Source organism: Crateriforma conspicua (assembly GCF_007752935.1).
GTDB lineage: Bacteria > Planctomycetota > Planctomycetia > Pirellulales > Pirellulaceae > Crateriforma > Crateriforma conspicua.
The window spans coordinates 4248995-4270321 of sequence record NZ_CP036319.1; the positions used below are offsets into that span (position 1 = coordinate 4248995).

Consider the following 21327-nt stretch of genomic DNA (forward strand, 5'->3'; position numbering starts at 1 on the left):
TGACGACGCGGTGTGGGGGTAAGACCTTTTAGATTAACGCAAGTCCGTGGCGGACGGACCGGCAGTTTGCAATTATTCGTCATTGCAAACGTTTGCTTGCCACACTCGCGACGGTAAGGGAATCCATTCCGTCGGCGGATCCCCACAGCGATGCGGTGAAGTTCCCCAACCGACCCAGCGAAATGTCCCACCGGACGCCCGATCCGCCTTTACGGCCGGACGAAATGGCAATGCGCGGACGCCGGATCGAACCACCGGCTGACTTCGATCGGCCAAGTCACACCGTTTGACGGACGACCCGACCACTGAGCCAGACGGCGGGCGACCCGGTTCCGCAAATCGTCCAGCGTGCCGTCGTTGTGGATCAGCCAATTGCTGCGGCGCGCTTTCTGTTGAATCGACAGCTGTTTGTCCTGGCGACGCCGCAATTCATCGGGCGTCCATCCACGTTTTTCCGCCCACCGGCACCGGCGTGACCACGGCGCGTCGACACACCAGATCGCATCGCAGACGACGTCCCAGTCGGATTCGAACATCAGCGGGACTTCCAACACACACATCGTCGTCTGGTCAACGGCAAGGTCGACCAGCTGTTGGCGGATCCGCTGACGCGTGGCCGGATGGACGATCGATTCCAGACGACGCAGCCGGTCGGTGCTGGCCGGGTCGTCACCGAAGACTTGTTCGGCAAGCTTGGCCCGATCGATCGGGCCGGTCGAGGCGATGACGTCGTCACCGAACGCTTGTTGCAGCGCGGCACGCTGCGGCGGCGCGTCCAAGACTTCCTTGGCAACCACGTCGGCATTGATCCACGGCGCACCACATTGCTGGACAGCTTCGCCCACGGCCGATTTGCCACTGGCCGGATTGCCGACCAACCCCAAGATGATCATCGCTAGCGGACCCGCAGGTCTTCGGGCATGTAAAGGATCGCATTGCAGTTGGGACAATGCGTCAATTGCGAAAGCTGCAGCCGGTTGATCGTTTGCGTGGTCAACGTTTGATAGCAACCGCCACATGAATCCGTGGCCAAGGGCGCCAACGCTTCGTCGCCTCGGCTGGCCGTTAAACGCAGGTAGTCGGATTTCACGCTGGCGGGCAACTCGGCTTCGGCGGTCGCCAATTGTTCGTTGACCTTGGCCAGGTTTTCGTTCAGGCGTTCCTGCTTTTCATGAATCTCCGCGACGCGTTGACTGCATTGTTTTTCTTGCTGTTCCAACTCGGCTTCCGCGGCCGACAATTTTCCGCCAAGCACATCGATCTGTTCCAACGTTTCCAAGATCTCATCGCTTTGAACACTGTTGGCTTGGACGTCCGCGGCGATCTGATCCTTCAACAGATTGAATTCTTTGTTGCTGCCGGCGGTGTTCAACTTGGCCTGCAATTGTTCCACGTGCGCTTCGCGGCTTTGCAGTTGCAGCTGTTTTTCATCGGCGTTCAAGCGAGCCTTTTTCAGTTCTTCCTTGGCGGCATCGACGGCGGCTTTCGCAGTGGTCACCAACGCTTCGGCGGCTTTGATTTGCCGCGGGACACGCCCGATCGCGCCGTTCAAGTCGGTACGCTGTTCCTGGATGCGGTGCAACGTACGCAACAGCGTATGGGGGACTTCGATCGGCTTGGATTGGGACATGTTGGTCTTAGCGGGTGAAACGAATGGCCGACGCCACGGCAACGACGACGCCAGCGCGTTTCATGGATGAATGAAAGGGAACTCGATACGCTTGCGGTCGGGCTGATGGCGTCACTCCGCGGCAACGACCGGCAGTTGCTCGGCGGACGATGCATCCAAGTTACCGGTAACAGGCGTTTCCCCCCAGTCGGCAGCGATCATCACACTGTTGATCCCCGAACCGATCCCGCACATGGCCACGCGATGACCGTCACGGATGTCGCCGTTGACCACCGCGGAAGCAAGCGTCAACGGCAAAGCCACCGAACCGGTGTTTCCCAAGAAAGGGAACGTGACCGAATCGTGATCGGGAGACAATCCCATCGCCTCCAGCATCAACAAACGGTGCTTGGATCCCACTTGGTGACACACCGTGCGGTCGATCTGCTTGGCCGACCAAGTGCTGTCATGCAACAAATCTTTTAGCGCCGCGGCGCCCGTCGCGATTCCTTCGACCATCAGCCGCTGGGAATCGGTTTCCATCAGCGGCTGCATGCCCGCACCGGCGGTGTCGTGATCGCTGCGACACAGATCATTGAATTCCGTATGCGCCCGCGCGATGGCGGACGTCAATCGCGTCTGGGACCGCGAATGGTTGCGATGCGTCAGCAACCAAGCACAACTGCCCGATCCGATCGTCAGCGAAGCAAAGGCGGGCTTGATGCGATTGCGGTTCAGCGACGTATCGGCGTTCAGCGTTGCAATGGTCGATTCCAACAGCGGACGGCTGTTTTCGGTCCCCACCACGATGCCCGATTCGATCGCACCGGATTGAATCAGCGATGCAATCTGGACGGCCCCGTTGATCAATCCCAAGCAAGCGTTGGAAACGTCATAGACCCAGCACTGTGGCGGCAGCCCCAGTTCGTGATGCACGCGGGAAGCGGTGGCGGGTTCCAGAAAATCGCGACAAACGCTGGCGTGGATCAGACATCCCACACGGCCACGGTCCCAATCGGCAGCGTTCAGGGCGGCGTCGGCCGAACGGATACTGGGGCCGCTGGGCACGGTTCCGGCGGGCCAGACGCGGCGCCGGGCGATGCCGCTCATCAATTCCAAGCGGCCTTCGGGAAGCCGCAAACGCTGATAAAGCGGGGATAATTGTCGTTCAATATCCTCGCTCGACCAAATTTCATCGGGAATCGTCGCACCGATCGCTTCCAAGCACACGTCGTCGAATCGCATCGATCGTTCCTAAGTCCTTTCATTTCAGTCGATTAGGGGGATCACCTGAATCTGTGAAACCGGCCCACCGGGGCCATCCAGGGTCGCCACCCCACCGGCTTTGCTATCAAAAAACTGCTTTGCTATCACCACAGCTAGTGCTAGCACGGGCAAAATCCGGGAATCTGTAGGTTCTTCACGAAAAACTGGACTTCGCTATCTAGTTTCACGCCCACGAGTCGCCGGCAAGGCAAAACACGCTCGTGGCCAGGGAACGCGGGACGATCCTGCGACGGCCTCCCAAAATCACTGAATCTGAAAGAGGACCCTTCGGATGTCGTGCAAACCGTTGATTGGAATCAATGCGGATTTCCGTGCTGCCGCTCGCAGCGTACCGGCCTACGCCTATCTGGCGTCGGGCTATTTCCAGTCAATCTTGAAAGCCGGCGGCGTACCGGTCGTCGTACCGCCCCTGGATGATCTGGATAGTGTGCACGCTTTGTTGCAAGGCGTCCATGGCTTTGTGTTCATCGGTGGCGGCGACTTGGACCCCCGCAACGACGGTTTCATGCTGCATCCCAGCGTCCGCCCGCTGGACCCGGCTCGTGAAGCCAGCGACCGCATGTTGATGAACGAAGTCGCCGAACGACGGATGCCCGTACTGGGAATCGGTACCGGCATGCAACTGCTGAACATCCAACAGGGTGGCAACCTGTTCTTGGACATCAAGGAAGACTTGCCCAACGCCGTCCCGCACTTTGATGCTCAAGACCCGAACCACCGGCACACCTTGGACGTTGTCAGCGATTCGCTGGTGGGACGTGTCTATGGCGACGGTGAGATCCGCGTCAGCAGCCGACACCACATGGCGATCGACGAAGTCGCCCCAGGTTTCCGAGTCACCGCACGTTGCCCCGACGGCGTGATCGAAGCCATCGAAAGCGAAATGATGGACTGGTTCGCCATCGGAACCCAGTTCCACCCCGAGTGCTCCGCCGCGTCCGCCCTGGACATTCGCATCTTCGAAGAATTCGTCGATGGCGTGAAAGAATCCATGGATCAACGCTTGCGTTTGGTCGCCTAACGGAAAAAGCCGTGTGGCGGTTGATCTCGTTGAACCGCCGCAATCACGATGCATCGCTTCGCTTTGCGACGCCCGCCGACGCAACGAACGCGGATTTTTTTGCGGCCGCCTGACCATCAGAACCGGCCGCGGACCGACACCGTTTTTTCGCAAACATCAAGGATGGTGGACCTGTTCGTCTCACACACCATCGGTTGAAACCGGATGCACGGAATCGCAGCGGATCGAGTTCAGGAATGACGCCGGCCCTCGCGGCCGACGCCAAGATCCACGGAAACAACCGACGACCTTTTCGGCAGGATGCTGAAAGAACGCCCGACGGATCGCGGCAGGTCAAAACGAGGGGACAACAGGTGCGGACGAAACCAAAGGATCTGGTCTCATGACAAGGCCAAGCGTGCGTTGAGTTGGTGCACGCTTGGCCTTTCGGTCTGTAGGGACACGAGGGATCGCGCCGTCGAAAGCCATTCTTTCGGTGCCGCCGGTACTCGGCATTCGGTGCCACTTGCCCCCGTCATTTTGTGCAATCGGTTGCCGGCATAGCTGATTTCGTGCCAAACCGCCCGCATAGATCTGTCGGTAGGGGCCCAAAGCGGTATAAGATACGTGCGCTGCAGGGTTTGCCCGCGAACGCGGACGACTGATGGCTCGGACCAGCAAGAACCCCGGCGTCGGCCCGACGGCCACGCCCCCCGGTCCCACGAATGAATGCCACAGTCGCCGGCGACGCCCGGTGACCCACCACAGCAGCCGATGCAGAAATCGATGGATCGAAAACGAATTGCGGAATCGATTCTGGTTGGCCTTTCCGACGCAAGCGATGCCTCGGACGCCCGAACGCCCATCGGCTCGACCCCCTGAAACACTTTTCGTCAACCCAAACCGTCGCCCCTTCGACGGACGCCGACCCCGCCCCTCCGCGACGGCGTGAATTGACCCGACAAACAAATCAATGAAATCCGATCACTGGAACTTCCTGGCCAATCTGCTGGGAACCCCTGGCGCGGCGGAGCCGCCCAAAAAAGAAGCCAAGAAGCAAGAAGACGACCAACCGTCGGACGTCGCCAATGAAGCGGAACCACCCGCCGACCAAGCCGACGTCAACGAAGACGAAGACGTCGTGGTGCAGTCGACCGACGAACAAGACGACGCGGACGCACCCAGTGGCCAGCCGGTCGCCGAAGCGCCGGTGGATTCTTCGCCAGCCGACGAATCCGACGTCGATGTGGATCCGGAAACCATTCTGGACGCACTGACCGCACCAGAACCTCCGGCCGTCTTGCCCGGGTTCGGCAGCAGCACGCGTGACGAAGCCCAGCAGCGCACCGACGATCTGTTTTCCCGATCGATCAAGGAATCGCCCCATCGCGACGATCGCCGGGACAGCGCCGGTCGGCTGAAACGTGACGCCAGTCCCATCGACGAAGACGACAACCCGCTTGCCAAACAAGTCGATGATGCCGAAGCGTCCGCCAAGCCTTTTGCCGAAGAGACCGACGCGGACGACTCGTCCGGCGGTGCCGCTTGGTCGGGCTTGGCGGAAGAACTGGGGATCGAAGTCCCGCCCGAAGCCGACGCTCCGGTTCAATCCCAAAACGACAGCGACGACAAGCCACGTGGCCGGTCCGATCGAAGCGAAAGGTCCAGCCGCGGCAAGTCATCCAAACCTCCCCGCAAACGCAAGTCCAGCGGCAAAGCCTTCGGCATGGGGCTGATCGACGCCGACGATTTCGATGATGACGACGATGATTCGTCCGACGACATCGAAGCGGTTGTCGATGTGGACGCTGAATCGGCTGTCACGGACACCACCGAAGACGACTCCGATGACGCACCGCGTGGACGTCGATCCACACGACGACGCGGACGCCGCGACCGGGACGAGGATTCGGATGATTCGCGTGACGAACCGCAAGTCCGACGACGATCGGGATCGGGTGACGACGCAGACGATGAATCCGACGATGACCGATCACCCCGTCGGCGTCGTGGCCGTCGTGGTCAACGCCAGCGGATCAGCGAAGAAGACGCCCAGCGGATGGAACGCGGCGAAACCGTCGAATCTGCCGCAGTCAATGACGACGAAGAAACCAGCCGATCGTCGCGTCGCAAGAATCGCCCGTCGCGACGCCGCGAAAAAGAAGACGACGATGATGAATCGTTCGCCTTCGGATTGGTCGACGATGACGACGATTCGGAAACCGAAGCTCGCGTTTCATCCGGTGATGACGACGACGGCGATGAAGACGATCGCCCACGCGGCCGTTCACGACGCCGGGGTCGCCGCGGCGGTCGCGGACGTTCGCAACGTGACACGGACAACAACGAAGTTGACGTCCGCGCCGATCGTGATTCCGATGACGACGATCTGCCAGCCAATGCGTTCGACGACGATCACGAAGACGACGCGGAAGTCGAAGAAATTCGCCAGCGCCGGTCGCGACGCGGACGTCGACGCCGCGACAACGACGACGATCGTTCCGAACGTTCGAAGGATTCCCGGCGGTCCCGCGACGATGATTCGTCCGACGATGACGAATCGGCACCACGTCGCCGCAACGTGCCGACTTGGCTGGACACGGTCAACTTGTTGGTCGATTCCAACATTGAAAACCACAAACGTCCCTCGCGTGGCGGTGGGGGCCGTGGTGGCAACGGCGGCAAGTCGGGAAACCAACGCGGTCGACGACGAAGCTGATCGCTTCGATGCAGTGGTCGGACGCCGCGCGTGCCTTGCAACATCGGTCGCCGGCGGCCAAGATACGGTTTGACGGTTGGGTGACGCGTCGCAGGCAACACGCTTGCCCGCCATCACGACAACCGTCCCGTCAGCCCGCCGACACAGGCAATGGATCGGGGGCCGGCGGAACGTCGTCCGATGAAACCTCCGGATGACCGATGCCTTGAACGACTGATTGATGGTGGCGGCCTTTGCGATTGTGAATCGTGAACCTGGTCAGGCCTTAACTGGAGCAGCCATAAGCGGTGTAGCTTTGTGTGAAGGTCGCCTCCACCGGTCAGTCGTTCAACTTCTTCTCGTTGTTGTCCGGACCCCTCGACGCGCCACGCATGTCTGATTCATCCGAGCAGCATCAACCGTCCGCCGCTTCGCAAGACGGATACGTCGTCGTCGCGCGGCGTTATCGCCCCAAGTCTTTCGACGAACTGGTGGGCCAAGATCACGTCGGTCGGGCTTTGGTCAATGCGATCGAAACCGGCCGCGTCGGACACGCGTACTTGTTCACCGGTGCCCGTGGGGTCGGCAAAACCAGCACCGCGCGGATCTTTGCAAAAGCGCTGAACGATCCCGGCGGCCCCACCGGAAACCCCGACCAGGAAACCGATGTCGCCCAGGCCATTGATGCGGGCGAAGACGTCGATGTGATCGAAATTGACGGTGCCAGCAACCGTGGCATCGATGAGATTCGCAGTCTGCGTGCCAACGTCGGTGTCCGGCCCAGCCGGTCGCGATACAAGATCTACATCATCGACGAAGTCCACATGCTGACCCAAGCGGCCTTCAATGCGTTGTTGAAAACGCTGGAAGAACCGCCCGAGCATGTGAAGTTCATTTTTTGCACGACGGATCCGGAAAAGATTCCGATCACCGTACTCAGCCGGTGCCAGCGATTCGATTTCGCACCGGTCGAAGTCAGCAAAATTGTCGCGCGGTTGAAAGAGATCTGTGCCGCCGAAGGGACCGAGGCGGATGACACCGCTTTGGAATTGATCGCCCGACGTGCGGCCGGTTCCATGCGTGACAGTCAGTCATTGTTGGAACAGTTGCTGTCGTTCAGTGGCGACCAGTTGACCGCCGAAACCGTCCACCAAATGCTGGGCACCGCGGACGACGAACGCTTGCACGCGTTGGCCACCGCGATGGCCGCCCGTGACGCTGCATCGGCGCTTTCACAGTTGGATGCCGCCGTCGATGAGGGTGTCGATGCGGGACGGTTGGCCGAACAGCTTTTGGGTTACTTCCGTGATTTGATGGCCGTCACGGTGGGCTGCGAAGCATCCATGCTGCGTCACACGTCGGCGGGACTGTACGACGAACTGTCGGAATTGGGCAAACGATGGGGATTGCAAACGGTTCTGGCCGTCGTCGGACTGATCGACGACACACTGGTCCGAATCCGACACAGTGTTTACGCGCGGGTGTTGTTGGAATCAACGCTGATACAAATTTGCCACTTGCCGGATCTGCAATCGATCGCTGATTTGGCCGAAGCCGCCAAGACGCTTCCCGAAGGCGCACGTCTTTCGACAACACGATCAGTTGCACCGGAGACACCGGGTTCGCTCGGAGCCGAATCAAAAAAAAAAGCCCCCGCGGTAAGTCCTGATTCCGCCGCAGCAAACTCGGCCCCAACGCCATCGACCGCCGCCAACGTGCCGCGGATCGACGATGCCCATGCCGCATCGCCACCGGTCAGTGGCAACGATGGCGAATCGTCCAGCCGATCGGAAGCCCCGGCATCCGTTCCCGCCGCGGCTGCTTCCGCCGCCGCCACGGCTAGTCCACCAGTACCGGCCGGAAGTTTAAGCGGAAAAGAGTTGTGGGCGAGAGCGCTGCAGGACATGGACCCGATGACGTCAACGCTTGCGACGTCGGTCGAAGACGTCAGCATTGATGATTCGGGCCAGGTCGTGATGACGTTTCCCGCAAAGGCGGGTCTGGCGATGGGACGGTGCGATAAACCCGTGCACCGGCAAGAAATCGTCGAATCGCTGCGCCGACTGACCGGTCGCGATCATCAGGTCATCATCAAAGCTTCGACCAAGGCGGTCGCCGAAGACAAACCGGTGGCCAAAGCACCACAGAAGTCGCGGGTGCAGTGGATGCGCGAAGTGGAAGCCAATTCGTTGGTGCAATCCTGTAAAGAAGTCTTCAGCGCGGAGGTCACCAAGATCGACCTGCCGCGCAACGACGCGCCCCGTCGATAGCTGACAGTCTTTATAGTCCGCACCAAGCCAGCTTCCACCGAGTGAAGTTACCGCGTGTTTGCTTGCAGGCGTCTGTGGCGGGAACTGCGCTCGGGATTGGTTCTGCGATACTGTCGCACAGCACATGACGAAGATGGGATCATTTCGGCGCTGTCATCTTCCCAACAAAGGCAAAATGATTTCGGCGGCGTCCAAAACCTCGTCGCTGGTCAGCAAATCATCACCGTCGGCGTCGATGCGGCCGAACAACAAAGGTCGCGGAAACTCTTGTCGCGTGATCGTGCCGCTGTTGTCACCATCGACTTTTTGAAACGCGGCGATCAATCGGGCCGAATCGGTGTCGATTGAATCATCAGCCGGCGAATCACCGACAAGCTCATCAGTTTCAAAATACTCCACATACCCCAACATCATTTCGTCGTCCGTTTGCGGTCCCCAGCGGACCGTTGTGCCGGGATCAGGATTGGCCGGATTGTTTTCGCTGTTGTCATACCACGCCGTCAGGTCGATACGGCTTCCCGCCGTGACCGCCAACGGTTGGTTGAATCGATATTCCAACTGCCAGTTGAAGTCATAGCTGGGAACGTCCAACAGACGATGCGATGAACCACCCGGCGCCGTCAGGTCGTATCGAAATGCCTTGCCGCGCAAATGCATGTGCGGCATCACCGCCAACAAGTGGACATCGGCCGGAACCACCAAAGACGCCGTTTCTTCGTGGTTGTCGGCGCCCGGCGGGATCTTAATTCGGTGATTTGCAATGCCCACGTTCTTGACCACTCGACGTGGCGGTTGATCAGAAAAGCGGATCCCCAAGCGCGTCTGGTCGCTGGTTTCGGTCCCGTTGGGCGTGTAATGCAGTTGGAAAACCAGATCCGATCCGGCAGGCAATCGTTTCGCCATGCCTTCGGGATACCGTTGGAACGTGTTGCCCGGCACATACGCCGCCAAGAATCCGGATTCTTCATCGATGTCGACGTTGCGGTCACGTGAATCCTTCAAGAACACCAACACGTGATGCACCACGGATGGATCGGTGGGACGAATTTCCACGGCCTGGACCCAGCGGTCTTCCTTCAAGTTCAAACGCACCAACGTGTGTTTGTACGGCATCTGTCCGGTGGCTTTGACCTGAAACTGTTTCGGAATCTGAACCTCCAAATCAGGCTTTCCAATGTGCCACTGCGTCGATGGAACGTCTGCGTGACGAAGCGGGGCGTCGGCGATGTCACCCTCGACGGCGCCTGATTCGATCCAGGCAAGCAGATCGCGTCGATCATCTTCCGCCAGCGAACGATCGTTGGCAAAGGTCACCGAAACATGATTGGTTTCTCGTTTCGGATCCGCGGCGAACCACGGCGGCATGACGCCGCGCCCGACCACGCTGGCGATCATCCCGGCATAGTCGATGACGCTGGAATAAGTGTCTAAGGCAAATGGAGCCGAACCGCCGTCACGGTGGCACTGGCCACAGTTGTCCGCGATGATCCGTGAAATTCGGTTGTGATAAGTCAGCGTCCCCGCCGATGCATCGGCGGGCGGATCCGTCTGAAAATACAAATCACATCCCGGTGATGTGGTCGCCGACACCGTCGGACGCCGGTCATCAAGCACGGCATCCAATGCGTCGGTCAAATAGTTCTTGCGCGGTGCGTCCAGCGAATAACCGAAACCGTATTGGTCGTCGACCGCGCCGCGATACACCAGTGTCCGAGCCGCATCGATCACGAAGACTTCGGTCGTCGTGTGTGCGCCCAGCGCATGAGCGATGTGTTCATCATCGTCACGAACATAGACGTCACCCAAACCATGAGTCGCGATCGCATTGCGCAGCCGACTGATCTTTTCCGACTGGTTCGGATTCACATAGACAAACCGCACACCGCGGCCGGCGTATCGACGCTGAATCTTCGCCAGCGTCGGCGTGTACTTTTTGCACAGCGGACAACCGATTCCTGTCATCGCGAAAACCACTGCATCGCATGATTCATTCTCCAAGCCTTCGGCGCCACCCAACCACTCGCTCAGTTGGTACGTGTGGCCGTCGATGTCGGTGAAAGCCAAATCGGCAACGCGTCGTCCCACGCCCACGTCGCCCGGTTTGATCGGTTGCGGTCCCTGGCGGACTTCCGTTGGCGTTGCGGCACCGGCGGGGATGCCGGTCCACAGCGAAACAATAACGCACCCGGTCACAATCCATGACTTCATCGCGTGCAACCCTTCCCGAATTTCCAGCTGGTGATGATTGAAGGCTCGTCCGTCAGACGAACGACTCGAAGATAATCGATAGCGTGCCCGTCATGTCGACTTTTGGGCAAGACCAACCTGACCGGACGGGCACAGAAAACCCTGATCATTCGGGGTCTCCCCCAGCGTCCCCCGAGCCTAACCGATCACTTGAACACCCGGCTGACGCTCAGTCGTCGCCTTTTCGGTTCAGGTGACCGCTGCGGTTGATCGCCATCAACAAACGCAGCATGACCACGATGCTGCCGACCACGCCCGTCAGCCCCATGACGCTGACGCGGGTGAAACCCAGAAACGGGTTTTCGGGAAACAGAACCGGATTGACCTCGAAAGCCAGCATCAATGAAGAACCCAAGAAGACGGCGCTGGTCATCAATCCCAACACCAACCGGTTGACGGTCGGTCCAAGGTGCGAATGCATCAACGTCATCCGCAGTTCGCCACGTCGGGCCTGGGTCAGCAATTGCAGAATCTGGTCAGGCGCCAGTTGCGCGAAATTCTCCGATTCCAAATAGATTCGTCGTGCCTGACGGATCCGCCGGGTCGGGCTGATCCGCCGCAACATGGTTTTATGCGCGAATTGCTTGACGACTTGCAGCGAATCGAATCGCGCGCCCATTTCACGCAGCGTGCCTTCCAACGACACCATCATCTTCAACAACAATGCCGACTGGTTTGGCAGCTTGATGGAATGCCGATGCAAGATCCGGCTGATGTCATTCAGTGCACCGGTCATGTCAAATCCGCCCAAGCTTTGTTGCCCGTACGTGCCGACGAAATCCGACAAATCAATTGCCAACGCGGATTCATCCAGTGTGGGTGGCGGATCACCGACGCGCCGGATCAATCGTGTCAGCTGGTTTTGATCGCCATGGGAAACCGCGATCAACATCTCCTCGATGGTTTCTCTAAGCGTTTCGTCGATCCGCCCGACCATTCCGAAATCCAGGATGCCCAACCGTCCGTCGGCCAGCAACAGCAGGTTGCCGCTGTGGGGATCAGCGTGGAACAAGCCTTCTTCGAACACCATCGACAGATAGACTTTGGCCATGGTTTCACACAACGCGGACGTCGGCGATGGTTCATCACAACTGGGGTCGGTGATACCATCGGGCGCGGCGTGAATCTTGCTGATCGGGGTGCCGACCAATTCTTGCATCACCAAAACGCGGCGGGTGCAAAGGTGTTCGACCGGTTGTGGCACAACAACTTCGTCATCAAACCGCGATAACGATTTGGTGAAGTGCTGAAGGTTTTGTTTCTCGCGGCCAAAGTCCAGTTCGCGAATCAGAATCGGCGCCAATTGGCGGACCAAGTCGCTGGGGCCCCACGCGGCCAAGGCCTCCACGCGATCGGCCAGCATGGCCAATCCGGTCAGGACCTCGATGTCTTGTCGAATCGTTTTTTCGATGTCCGCGCGTTGAACTTTCACAACGACTTTGCGACCGTCGGCCAAGACGGCTCGGTGGACTTGACCGATCGATGCGGTGGCCAGCGGCGTTTCGTGGATCCTCTGAAAATGCGTCTGGTATTCGTCGCCCAATTCGGTCCGCAGCGTGTTTTGGACGCTTTCAAAATCCTCCGCCGCAACGTTGCTTCGCAGCCGTTTCAGTTCTTCGCCCAGTTCGGGACCGACCAAATCGGGGCGTCCGGCCAAGATCTGGCCCAGTTTGATGAATGCCGGCCCCAGTTCGGTCAGCGCCATGCGGACGCGTTCTTCACGACTGTATTCGGCAAGCGAAACGCCGCGTCGATCCTTGAAGGCGTCACGGAAGGGCACCCGTTGATAACGGCTTAGCCAATCGGCCAGTCCGTACCGCTGCAGCACAACGAGAATCTCTCGCCACCGTCGCAGATTTCGGTAAAGTTGGGGGATCGCCGTGATGCGCATGTTGTTGCCGGGTCAGCTATCGATACATTCGCCGCTGGCCGGGCTTTCATTGTGACTGGTCCACGAATTTTCGCGATCGATTTGGTGGTCTTTTCCGTTTTGTGGACCAGAAGTTTCCTGTTGACGTGCGAGCTTGCCGTTTCTGCGGTCGCGATCGCGCTGCTGATCGGTGTCCCGGTGGGTTGGGCGGCCTGGTTGAATGCGATCAAGCGGTTGTCCGGGTCAGGCCGGTCATACCGCATGGGAGCGTCGGGAATCGTGACGTCCTTGTTCTTTGGCGTGGCTGTGGCATCGCTGACCATGCCCCTGGTGCTGCATGCGGCCGCCTGGGAATCCGCGGCCGGCAAGTTCGGCTGGTGGACGCTGACGCAAACCGGCAGCCGTCGCTTTGGTCAATTCAGCGGTCTGATCGCATGCTCGATCGTCCATGGCATCCACGGATCAGCGGCCGTCGCACTGGCCACCTGGATCGGTTTGCGACGCATCCCCGGGGTCTTGTTGGAATCATCGCGACTGGACACGGGCCCGTTGAAACGAGCGTTCCGATTCTTGCTGCCGATGGCGGCTCCCTGGATCGCCACGGCCGCGCTGGGCGTTGCGATGCTGGCGGCAACGGAGATGACGGTGGCGGATTTGTACGGCTTTCGCACGCTGGCCGACGAATTTTACCTGTTCCACGCCGCGGAACCGTCGGCGATGGCCGTCATGATGGTCTGCTTCATTCCGATGTTGCTTGCGTTTTTCGGCGGATGGATGTTTCGGATCGCTTCACGTCGTTCGGGCCGTCCGGTGCATCCACACCGCGACGATTCGACATCGCAAAACTTCGCCAGCCCGACCGCCCCCGGCACGATTCTGACACGATTGCTTTCGCTTGCCATTTTGGTCGCATTCATGCTGGTCGTCTTGGTCATCCCGGTGGGAAGCCTGATCGTGAAAGCGGGACACGATGTGACCGTGGTCGCTGACCAACGTCAGGTCGCGTGGAGTCTGTCCAGCTGTGTCCAAAGACTAGCGTCTGCACCGGAGACGTTTCGTCGCGAGTACGTACAGACGGCGATGATCGCTGGATTGTCGGCGACCGTATCGACCATCATCGGCGGCATCGCGGCCCTGGGCACGGCGGCTCGCCCGACGCGGCGTCGTTGGATGGACGCGATCAGTCTGGCTGCGTTTGCGATTCCGGGCCCCGTCATCGGCTTGGGAGTGATCGGCGTCTTTCAGTGGCCGATTGCCGGATTCGGCATGTTGTACCGGCAAACCCTGGTACCGACGCTGATCGCCCTGTGTTTCAAAGCCGTTCCGGTGGCCTATTTCATCATCCGTGTGGCCTTGGCGGGCAGGTCCACGGCGATTCGGTCTCAAGCCGACTTGGACGCCGGGCCGACCGGACGGGTCTTTCGAATTTGGATTCCGATGTACGCGCCGGTGCTTGCCGCCGCCTGGATCACGTCCGCGGTGGTGGCCTCCGGCGATGTTCCGGTTCTGTTGCCCGTTGTCCCCCCCGGCGTGACGACCGTTACCACCCGTCTGTTCGGACTGCTTCACAGTGGTGCCCGGTACCAAGAAGCCGCATTGGCATTTTGGTACGTGGCCGCAACAACGACACTGGTGATCACGGCAACGTGGATCGCGCGTCGTCGCCGCACCGGCGGATCGGACGTGATAGGCTAGACCTGGATACCGGGGGCAACCAAGACTCCGGAAACAACCAAGACACTGGAAACGATTAAGACACTGGGGGGCTACCAACACGAACGGATGTTACCTTTCGATTCATCAGCCCCATCGTTACCCATCGGAATTTGCAACCACACGATGATTCCGCAAACCACGATTCAGCGCACCACCGCAACACGATGTTTGGTCGTTGGCATCCTGGTCGGGTTGCTTGCCGCACCGACGTCGGGTGTGGAAACGCTTGTGATCAAGGGTGAAGGGAAGGATGCGTCCACCCAGACCATTCGCGGCGAAATCTTGGTCGAAGCACGTGACGGTGGCGTCATGTTGCAAAGCGACGACGGCCAGATCTATATCCAGCAACCCGAATCGATCGTGGAGCGTGAGGGGAACGATCTGGAATTGCAACCGATCGATGCAGCGGAGATGGCGGGTCGGTTGATGGACGAATTTCCGCAAGGATTTCGCGTTTTCCGAACCACACATTACGTCATCGCCCATCGTACCAGCGAAGGCTATGTGCGACGCGTCGGCGGGCTTTTCGAACAGCTTTATCGCGGTTTCTATACGTACTGGGAAAACCAAGGTTTGGATCTGGATCCGCCACGGTTTCCTTTGGTCGCATTGGTGTTTCCCGACCGAGCATCTTTTCTGAAGTACGCCGAAGCCGACATCGGCGAAATGGCACGAAACCTGATCGGCTATTACCACTTGCAAAGCAATCGCATGGTGACGTTCAACGTTCCTAACCTGGAACGAAACATCGCCACGATCATCCACGAAGCAACGCATCAGTTGGCATACAACAGCGGATTGCAAACACGCTTTGCCGACAATCCGATGTGGGTTAGCGAAGGTTTGGCGACGTTTTTCGAAGCGCCCGATTTTCGCAACCCGCGCGGTTGGCGAACGATCGGTCGGGTCAACGAAGTAAATCTGGCACGCTGGCGTCGGTACCTGCCGCGACGACCGGAAGAGTCACTCACCACGTTGTTGGCCGATGACAAGCGTTTTCGCGGGGGCGGGTCCAGCGAATCCGCGTACGCCGAAAGCTGGGCGTTGACCTATTTCTTGTTGAAGACACGTCGCGAACAGTACGCCAAGTTCATGCAACGGCTTAGCGAAGGCAAACCACTGGTCGCCCGCAGCCCCCAGGAACGTCTGGCGTTGATCGAAGAAGTCTTCGAAACAACGATCCGCGAACTGGATGAAGACCTGGTCAGCTACCTGCGGCGTGTGCGATAGCCCGTGGGCCCCCATGCGTTTTGCTTCGGGTCACGACTTTACAAACGCCTGGAGCGCCGGTTCGACTTCGCTGAACGCATCGAACAGCTCGGCGATCTTCGCCGCAATGTCGCCGTCCTCATCCTTGGCCGCGTGTTCCACATCGGTGGCGGCACGATTCAAACGCGTTGCGAAGAACAGGTTGGCCGAGCTCTTGATCGTGTGGGCCGACCGTCGCAACGTTTTTAAATCGTCCGCCTGGAACGCTTTGTCGATATCACGCAACAGTTTGGCGGTCTCGTCATAAAAAACGGCCGCGACACGCCGGACCGAAGGTTCCCCGCCGGGAATCCGCTCGGACGCGCGGGCGAAATCAATCGGCGGTTGACCGCCCGCGGCTTGGTCAATCGCGACATGCCCGGTTGCACTTTCAACCTTCGGGGCAATTTCCGCAGGCGGATCGGTCGCGACCGCATCCGGCGTATCGACGGATGATTCGCCGCACAGTTGCTGCATCGTCGATTCCAGCTGTGCGGGGTCGATGGGTTTGGCGACGTGGGCGTCCATGCCGGCATCCAGGCACGCACGGGCATCGTCTTCCATTGCCGCGGCGGTCAACGCGATGATCGGGACATGGCGTCCGGATCCCCGTGTGGATTCTTGTTGACGAATGATTCGTGTCGCGTCCAAGCCGTCCATTTCCGGCATGTGCATGTCCATCAAAATCACGTCAAACGATGACTTGGACCAGCACTGGACGGCTTCGTTTCCGTCACATGCCAAGGTGGGCTGGTGTCCGGCCATTTTCAGCAAGCCGATCGCGACTTGTTGATTGGCCACACCGTCTTCGGCGACCAAGACTTTTAGCGAACGACCGGCGGGGCGTTTGACGGGCTTTGTTTTTTCCCGACGGACGTCCAAGTCCATCACTTGCAAGATGTTCTCCAGCAACTCCGATTGCATGACCGGCTTGGTCAAGAATCGATCGATGCCGATTTCGCGACATCGGCGCGCGTTGTCGCTGCGTGCGGCCGACGACAACATGATGAATTTGGTTCCGGCAACATCCCAGCCGGTTCGCACACGACGTGCGACTTCGAACCCGTCCATCCCGGGCATCATGCAATCCAACAGAACCAGCGGGTACATCGCGTCTTGTTCGATCGCGTTCTTGACTTTTTCGATGGCTTCATCACCATCGGCAGCGACGTCACAGCGAACGTTCCAAGACGACAGGATTTCATCCAGAATGCGACGGTTGGTCCGGTTGTCGTCAACGACCAGGACTTTGAAGCCGGCCAGTTTCGAAAGCGGTTCAGGGCCCAGATCGGGAAGCTCGCCGGGAATCTCGAACGGTGTCGCTTCGGCCCGGCCTTCGGATTCCTTTTCCTCGAACGGGATAAAGCACGTGAACGTGGTGCCTTCCCCAGGAATGCTATCCAGTGTGATATGCCCCCCCATCAATTCCACCAGTTGTCGGCAAATCGCCAGCCCCAACCCGGTCCCACCGTAGCGACGCGTTGTCGATGCATCGGCCTGGGTGAATGCTTTCATCACCTCCTGTTGCTGTTCGATGGGGATACCGATTCCGGTATCGCGGACGAGAACACGCAGCCACGTATGATCGGGGTGATCATGTGCGGCGGCCAATCCGTCATGTTCTTGATGTGGTTGTACGTCGACGACGATTTCGCCCGCGTCGGTGAACTTCACCGCGTTTCCGACCAGGTTTGTCAACACTTGCCGCAATCGCCCGGGGTCGCCACACAGTGCGTCGGGGACTTCCGGTGCGATCCGACAGGCCAATTCCAGACCTTTGTCGGCGGCCTTGATGGCCAGCGTTTGACAACAGCGACCGATGACCTCGCGGACCGAGAAATCGATGGCTTCCAATTCCAGCTTGCGGGCTTCGATCTTGCTGAAGTCCAAAATGTCGTTCAGCAACGACAACAGGGACGTCGCCGATTGACGCAAAAGTTCGACGTATTCGCGTTGTTCGTCGACCAAGGGGGTCTGGCCCAGCAATTCCGCCATGCCGATGATCGCATTCATCGGCGTGCGAATCTCGTGGCTCATGTTGGCCAAAAACTCGCTTTTCGCGCGGTTCGCCGCGTCGGCCGCCTTCAACGCTTGCTTCAGCGAATCTTGCGACAATTTCAATTCGGTGATGTCACGAGAAATCCCGAAGGTGCCGATGACCGAACCGCCTCGTGACCGCAATGGCATCTTCGTCGTCAGGCACCACGTGTCATCGCGATCGGGCCAAGTTTCCCGTTCGATGATTTCGACCATCGGTTGGCCGGTGCGAATGATGTTCAGTTCATCGCTGCGTGCCGACTGGGCATGTTCGGCGCTGAAGATCTCTGCGTCGGTGTGACCTTTGACCGCTTCGACTGATTCCACGCCGAACTTGCGAGCCATCGCTTCGCTGATCCGCAGGAACCGGCTTTGAAGATCTTTGAAATAGACCGCGTCGGGAATGTTTTCCAGCAACGCATCCAAAAGGTCTTCGTTGCGAATCGTATCGTCGCCGTCTTGTTCCAAACGGATCATCCCGTCGTTGCTTGACGAATCGCTCATGCGTCGCTGGTGCGGAAGGAACGAATTAACCGGTGGGACAAGAAGTTTCCGGTTCTGTGTCTTTTCCACCAGCCTATCACGGCGGCCGACGACTCGGACAAGCAAAAGCCTTCGCTGGGGGCGAAAAGCATCCAAAAACCGTCAACGATGCAGCGGATCTTTCGGGTTGCCACGACGTCGACGGGCCTGGTCCATCATCCGGGGATGAAGTTGTCGTCGGGCCCCAGTGCCAACGCGAAACACTTCAACAGTTCGGCGACGTGATCGATGTCCGACAGGGAAACGACTTCCACGGCGGAGTGCATGTAGCGGTTGGGCACGCCGACCAATCCTGTGGCGACGCCGCCGCCGTGAATCTGTAGCACGTTGGAATCGTTCGGCGCGGCTCGACCCAACGCGGCCAGTTGGTAAGGCAGGTCGTTGGACTGGCACAAATCGATCAAACGTTGGGCGACTTTCGCGTTGATGTTGGGGCCACGGAAAATCACCGGCCCACCGCCGACGCGGACATCTCCCTGGGTGTTTTTTTCGATGCCGGGGCAATCAGTCGCATGAGTCACGTCGACTGCGATCGCCACGTCGGGGTTGATGTGTCCGGCGGCGGTCTTGGCACCACGCAATCCGATCTCTTCTTGGACCGTCGACACGCTGTTGAGTTCGCAATTCAAGTTGTCGCGGTCGGCGGCCACGCGGCGCAGTGCATCGATGACCGTCCACATGCCCGTTTTGTTGTCCATGCCGGGACCGGTGACTTGGTCCCCCAACAGACGACGCATCCCCAGTTCCAGCGTGACGGGGTCGCCGATGCGGATCGCCTTTCGAACCGAGTCGCCGTCGATCATCGAATCATCGTCGCCGGGCCGGCCTTTGACAGCACCGACGTCCAGCCACATCTGATTCAGTTGAACGACTTGTTTCCGTTCTTCGGGCGTCAACAGGTGGATGGCTTTGCGGCTGATCACCGCTGACACCGGACCGTCCTGGGTCCAGATCGTCATTGCTTGGCCGATCAACTGTTGCGGATCCCAGCCGCCGATGGTTTGGCCGTAAACAAAACCGTCGTCATCGATGTGGCTGACCAGCATCCCGATCTGGTCACAGTGTCCGGCATACATCAGCCGAGGCGGACGAAGTGAATCCGAATCGCTGGCATCCGATTCGGCGGACGACTTGGACGACGTCGCACGTGGGTCAGCCGGGCACAATGTCGCGATCAAATTTCCATGGACGTCAATGGACGTCACGTCGGCGTGAGGTTCGATGTATCGACGAACCAGTCGCTGCAGCGGTTCCTCGTATCCCGAGGGGCTGGGGGTTTGCAGGGCTTGCTCGAAGAAGTCCAGCGCGGTCGGTTCCATGACAGGCAGTCCAAAAATCGAAGGGGGCAAGAAAAAGCGGCGGCGCGGTGAACAAAATTTTTCAAACCGCAGGATCCATCTGACCCACCGGTCGGGTCGCACCGTAATGAACGGAAATGCCGTGTTTTCGCCAATCTTAACGTGTTTCCGCGTCGCAGCGATGGCGCCGCTACGACCTCATGCCCGGTGCGTAGGGACGATAGTGCCTGTTCGACCTGAAACGCGTTAAAGAATTGCACCGTCTCGGCTCGACATTACTCCCGTGAAGAAGTGTTTTTTACTGAACGCCTTTTTCCGGCCGCCTTTGTTTCTCGGGAACTTCGTCCGAGACGCCGCATGGGAACCGGGACAGGCAGGTGGCAGTCAAACGCTTCGGATCACCCAGGGGGGAATCTGGGAACGCATTCGTGACACGCGGCCTCGTCCGTTGGCCATGACCTTTTGCCGGGTTGTGGACGGGGACAGAAAACGAGTGACGAACGCAGAACACCGACGCGACGTGCGTCGGCGTGAAACGTTTCAGACGCGACCGTGCGACTTTCACCCAAAGTCGTCGACCGCCGAAGGATCGAGATCACGTCGACACCAAGCACCCGCACCACGGTTTTCTGTCACAGCTTCTGCCCCGCAAGCGGCCACGTTCAATGACGCGGTCGAATTGACTTGTGACAACCAAAAACCGCGAGGATCCCGTTCGGGGAGCGTCTTGCAGGACGCGAGCCGGCAGGCCCAGACCCAGCGTGATGAATCATTCAACTTTACCGTCGCCAAACCCACCGGTTGTGCGGTGCGATCGATCAGGACCGATCGTCGTTGGATGTGAAATTGCGAGACAGGGCCACAGGACAATGGTTACCGACGCACCATTGTCCCAAGGGAATATTCAACGAGGCGTTATGGAGTACCTAGTATGAAGGTCTTCACAACTGGACAGGTCGCCAAGATCTGTAAAGTAGCACCACGGACCGTATCGAAGTGGTTCGATTCGGGACGTTTGAAAGGTTACCGCATTCCTGGATCCCAGGACCGCCGTATCCCGCGTGAGTATCTGATCAAGTTCCTCAAGGAGCACGGCATGCCGCTGGGCGACTTGGAGGACGAGGCGATGGCCAAGTGCCTGATCGTCGCTCAAGATCAGGTTCTGATCGAAAACTTGAAGCGTGAACTGCCCCCGGAAAAATCGTTCAAAGTGGCCGTGGCCGCCAGCGGTTTCGAAGCGGGAATTCAAGCCGAAAGCTTCAGCCCGGACTGTATCATCGTCGACTTTTCGATCGGCAAGATCGAAGCCGTGCAGATTTGCCAAAACCTGCGCAAGAACATCGACTTCACTGATATCGTCCTGATCGCTCTGCTGCCCGATGACGGTCAGCCGATGAGCTTCGATCGCAGCAGCATCAACGAAACGTTCAAGAAGCCGTTCGACGCCCACTTGTTGGCCGAACGTCTGCGAACGCTGGTCGGTGCTCGTAAAGAGCTCGTCTGA

13 protein-coding genes and 1 other RNA gene are annotated in these 21327 nt (G+C 59.1%); 7 read left to right on the plus strand and 7 right to left on the minus strand.

Annotated features, from left to right (window positions below; all coding sequences use genetic code 11):
- Positions 1-209: 209 nt before the first annotated feature.
- From coaE to Mal65_RS15460, 3 genes are all read right to left on the minus strand, one after another.
- Positions 210-893: a dephospho-CoA kinase gene (coaE, locus tag Mal65_RS15450; protein WP_165701309.1), complete on the minus strand. Its 684-nt coding sequence runs from the start codon at positions 891-893 to the stop codon at positions 210-212.
- 2 nt (positions 894-895) lie between these two features.
- Positions 896-1630: a zinc ribbon domain-containing protein gene (locus tag Mal65_RS15455; protein WP_145299373.1), complete on the minus strand. Its 735-nt coding sequence runs from the start codon at positions 1628-1630 to the stop codon at positions 896-898.
- 111 nt (positions 1631-1741) lie between these two features.
- Positions 1742-2854, minus strand: coding sequence for a 3-oxoacyl-ACP synthase III (locus tag Mal65_RS15460; protein ID WP_145299376.1), 1113 nt, complete (start codon positions 2852-2854; stop codon positions 1742-1744).
- 313 nt (positions 2855-3167) lie between these two features.
- Here Mal65_RS15460 and Mal65_RS15465 point away from each other — a divergent pair, with 313 nt between their 5' ends.
- The 4 genes from Mal65_RS15465 (at position 3168) to dnaX (ending at position 8864) form a co-directional block, all read left to right on the plus strand.
- Positions 3168-3917 (plus strand): gamma-glutamyl-gamma-aminobutyrate hydrolase family protein, encoded by a 750-nt coding sequence (locus tag Mal65_RS15465; RefSeq protein WP_145299379.1) that lies wholly within the window; start codon positions 3168-3170, stop codon positions 3915-3917.
- Positions 3918-4869: 952 nt separating this feature from the next.
- Positions 4870-6615 carry a hypothetical protein gene (locus tag Mal65_RS15470; RefSeq protein WP_145299382.1) on the plus strand — a complete coding sequence of 582 codons (1746 nt, stop codon included), beginning with the start codon at positions 4870-4872 and terminating at the stop codon, positions 6613-6615.
- Between the two features lie 222 nt (positions 6616-6837).
- An RNA gene (gene ffs, locus Mal65_RS15475) (signal recognition particle sRNA small type) lies at positions 6838-6932 on the plus strand.
- A 54-nt stretch (positions 6933-6986) separates the two neighbouring features.
- Positions 6987-8864, plus strand: coding sequence for a DNA polymerase III subunit gamma/tau (gene dnaX, locus Mal65_RS15480; RefSeq protein ID WP_145299385.1), 1878 nt, complete (start codon positions 6987-6989; stop codon positions 8862-8864).
- A gap of 153 nt (positions 8865-9017) precedes the next feature.
- On the opposite strand, the gene Mal65_RS15485 is transcribed toward dnaX, so the two are convergent.
- Complete coding sequence (locus Mal65_RS15485) at positions 9018-11072, minus strand: redoxin family protein (protein ID WP_145299387.1); 2055 nt, start codon at positions 11070-11072, stop codon at positions 9018-9020.
- 208 nt (positions 11073-11280) lie between these two features.
- The gene (locus Mal65_RS15490; protein WP_145299391.1) at positions 11281-13002 is read right to left on the minus strand and encodes an ABC1 kinase family protein; all 1722 of its coding nucleotides are present in this window, start codon (positions 13000-13002) and stop codon (positions 11281-11283) included.
- Positions 13003-13122: 120 nt separating this feature from the next.
- Between Mal65_RS15490 and Mal65_RS15495 the strand changes: the two genes are divergently transcribed.
- Both Mal65_RS15495 and Mal65_RS15500 read left to right on the plus strand, forming a co-directional pair.
- A complete protein-coding gene (locus Mal65_RS15495; protein WP_165701310.1) occupies positions 13123-14676 on the plus strand; it encodes an ABC transporter permease in 1554 nt (517 codons plus the stop codon).
- 144 nt (positions 14677-14820) lie between these two features.
- Positions 14821-15927 (plus strand): DUF1570 domain-containing protein, encoded by a 1107-nt coding sequence (locus Mal65_RS15500; RefSeq protein ID WP_145299396.1) that lies wholly within the window; start codon positions 14821-14823, stop codon positions 15925-15927.
- Positions 15928-15957: 30 nt separating this feature from the next.
- On the opposite strand, the gene Mal65_RS15505 is transcribed toward Mal65_RS15500, so the two are convergent.
- Both Mal65_RS15505 and Mal65_RS15510 read right to left on the minus strand, forming a co-directional pair.
- Complete coding sequence (locus Mal65_RS15505) at positions 15958-18486, minus strand: PAS domain-containing hybrid sensor histidine kinase/response regulator (protein ID WP_145299399.1); 2529 nt, start codon at positions 18484-18486, stop codon at positions 15958-15960.
- Between the two features lie 194 nt (positions 18487-18680).
- Positions 18681-19844 (minus strand): M42 family metallopeptidase, encoded by a 1164-nt coding sequence (locus Mal65_RS15510; RefSeq protein WP_145299402.1) that lies wholly within the window; start codon positions 19842-19844, stop codon positions 18681-18683.
- A gap of 910 nt (positions 19845-20754) precedes the next feature.
- Between Mal65_RS15510 and Mal65_RS15515 the strand changes: the two genes are divergently transcribed.
- Entirely contained in the window at positions 20755-21327 is a 573-nt protein-coding gene (locus Mal65_RS15515; RefSeq protein ID WP_145299405.1) for a helix-turn-helix domain-containing protein, read from the plus strand.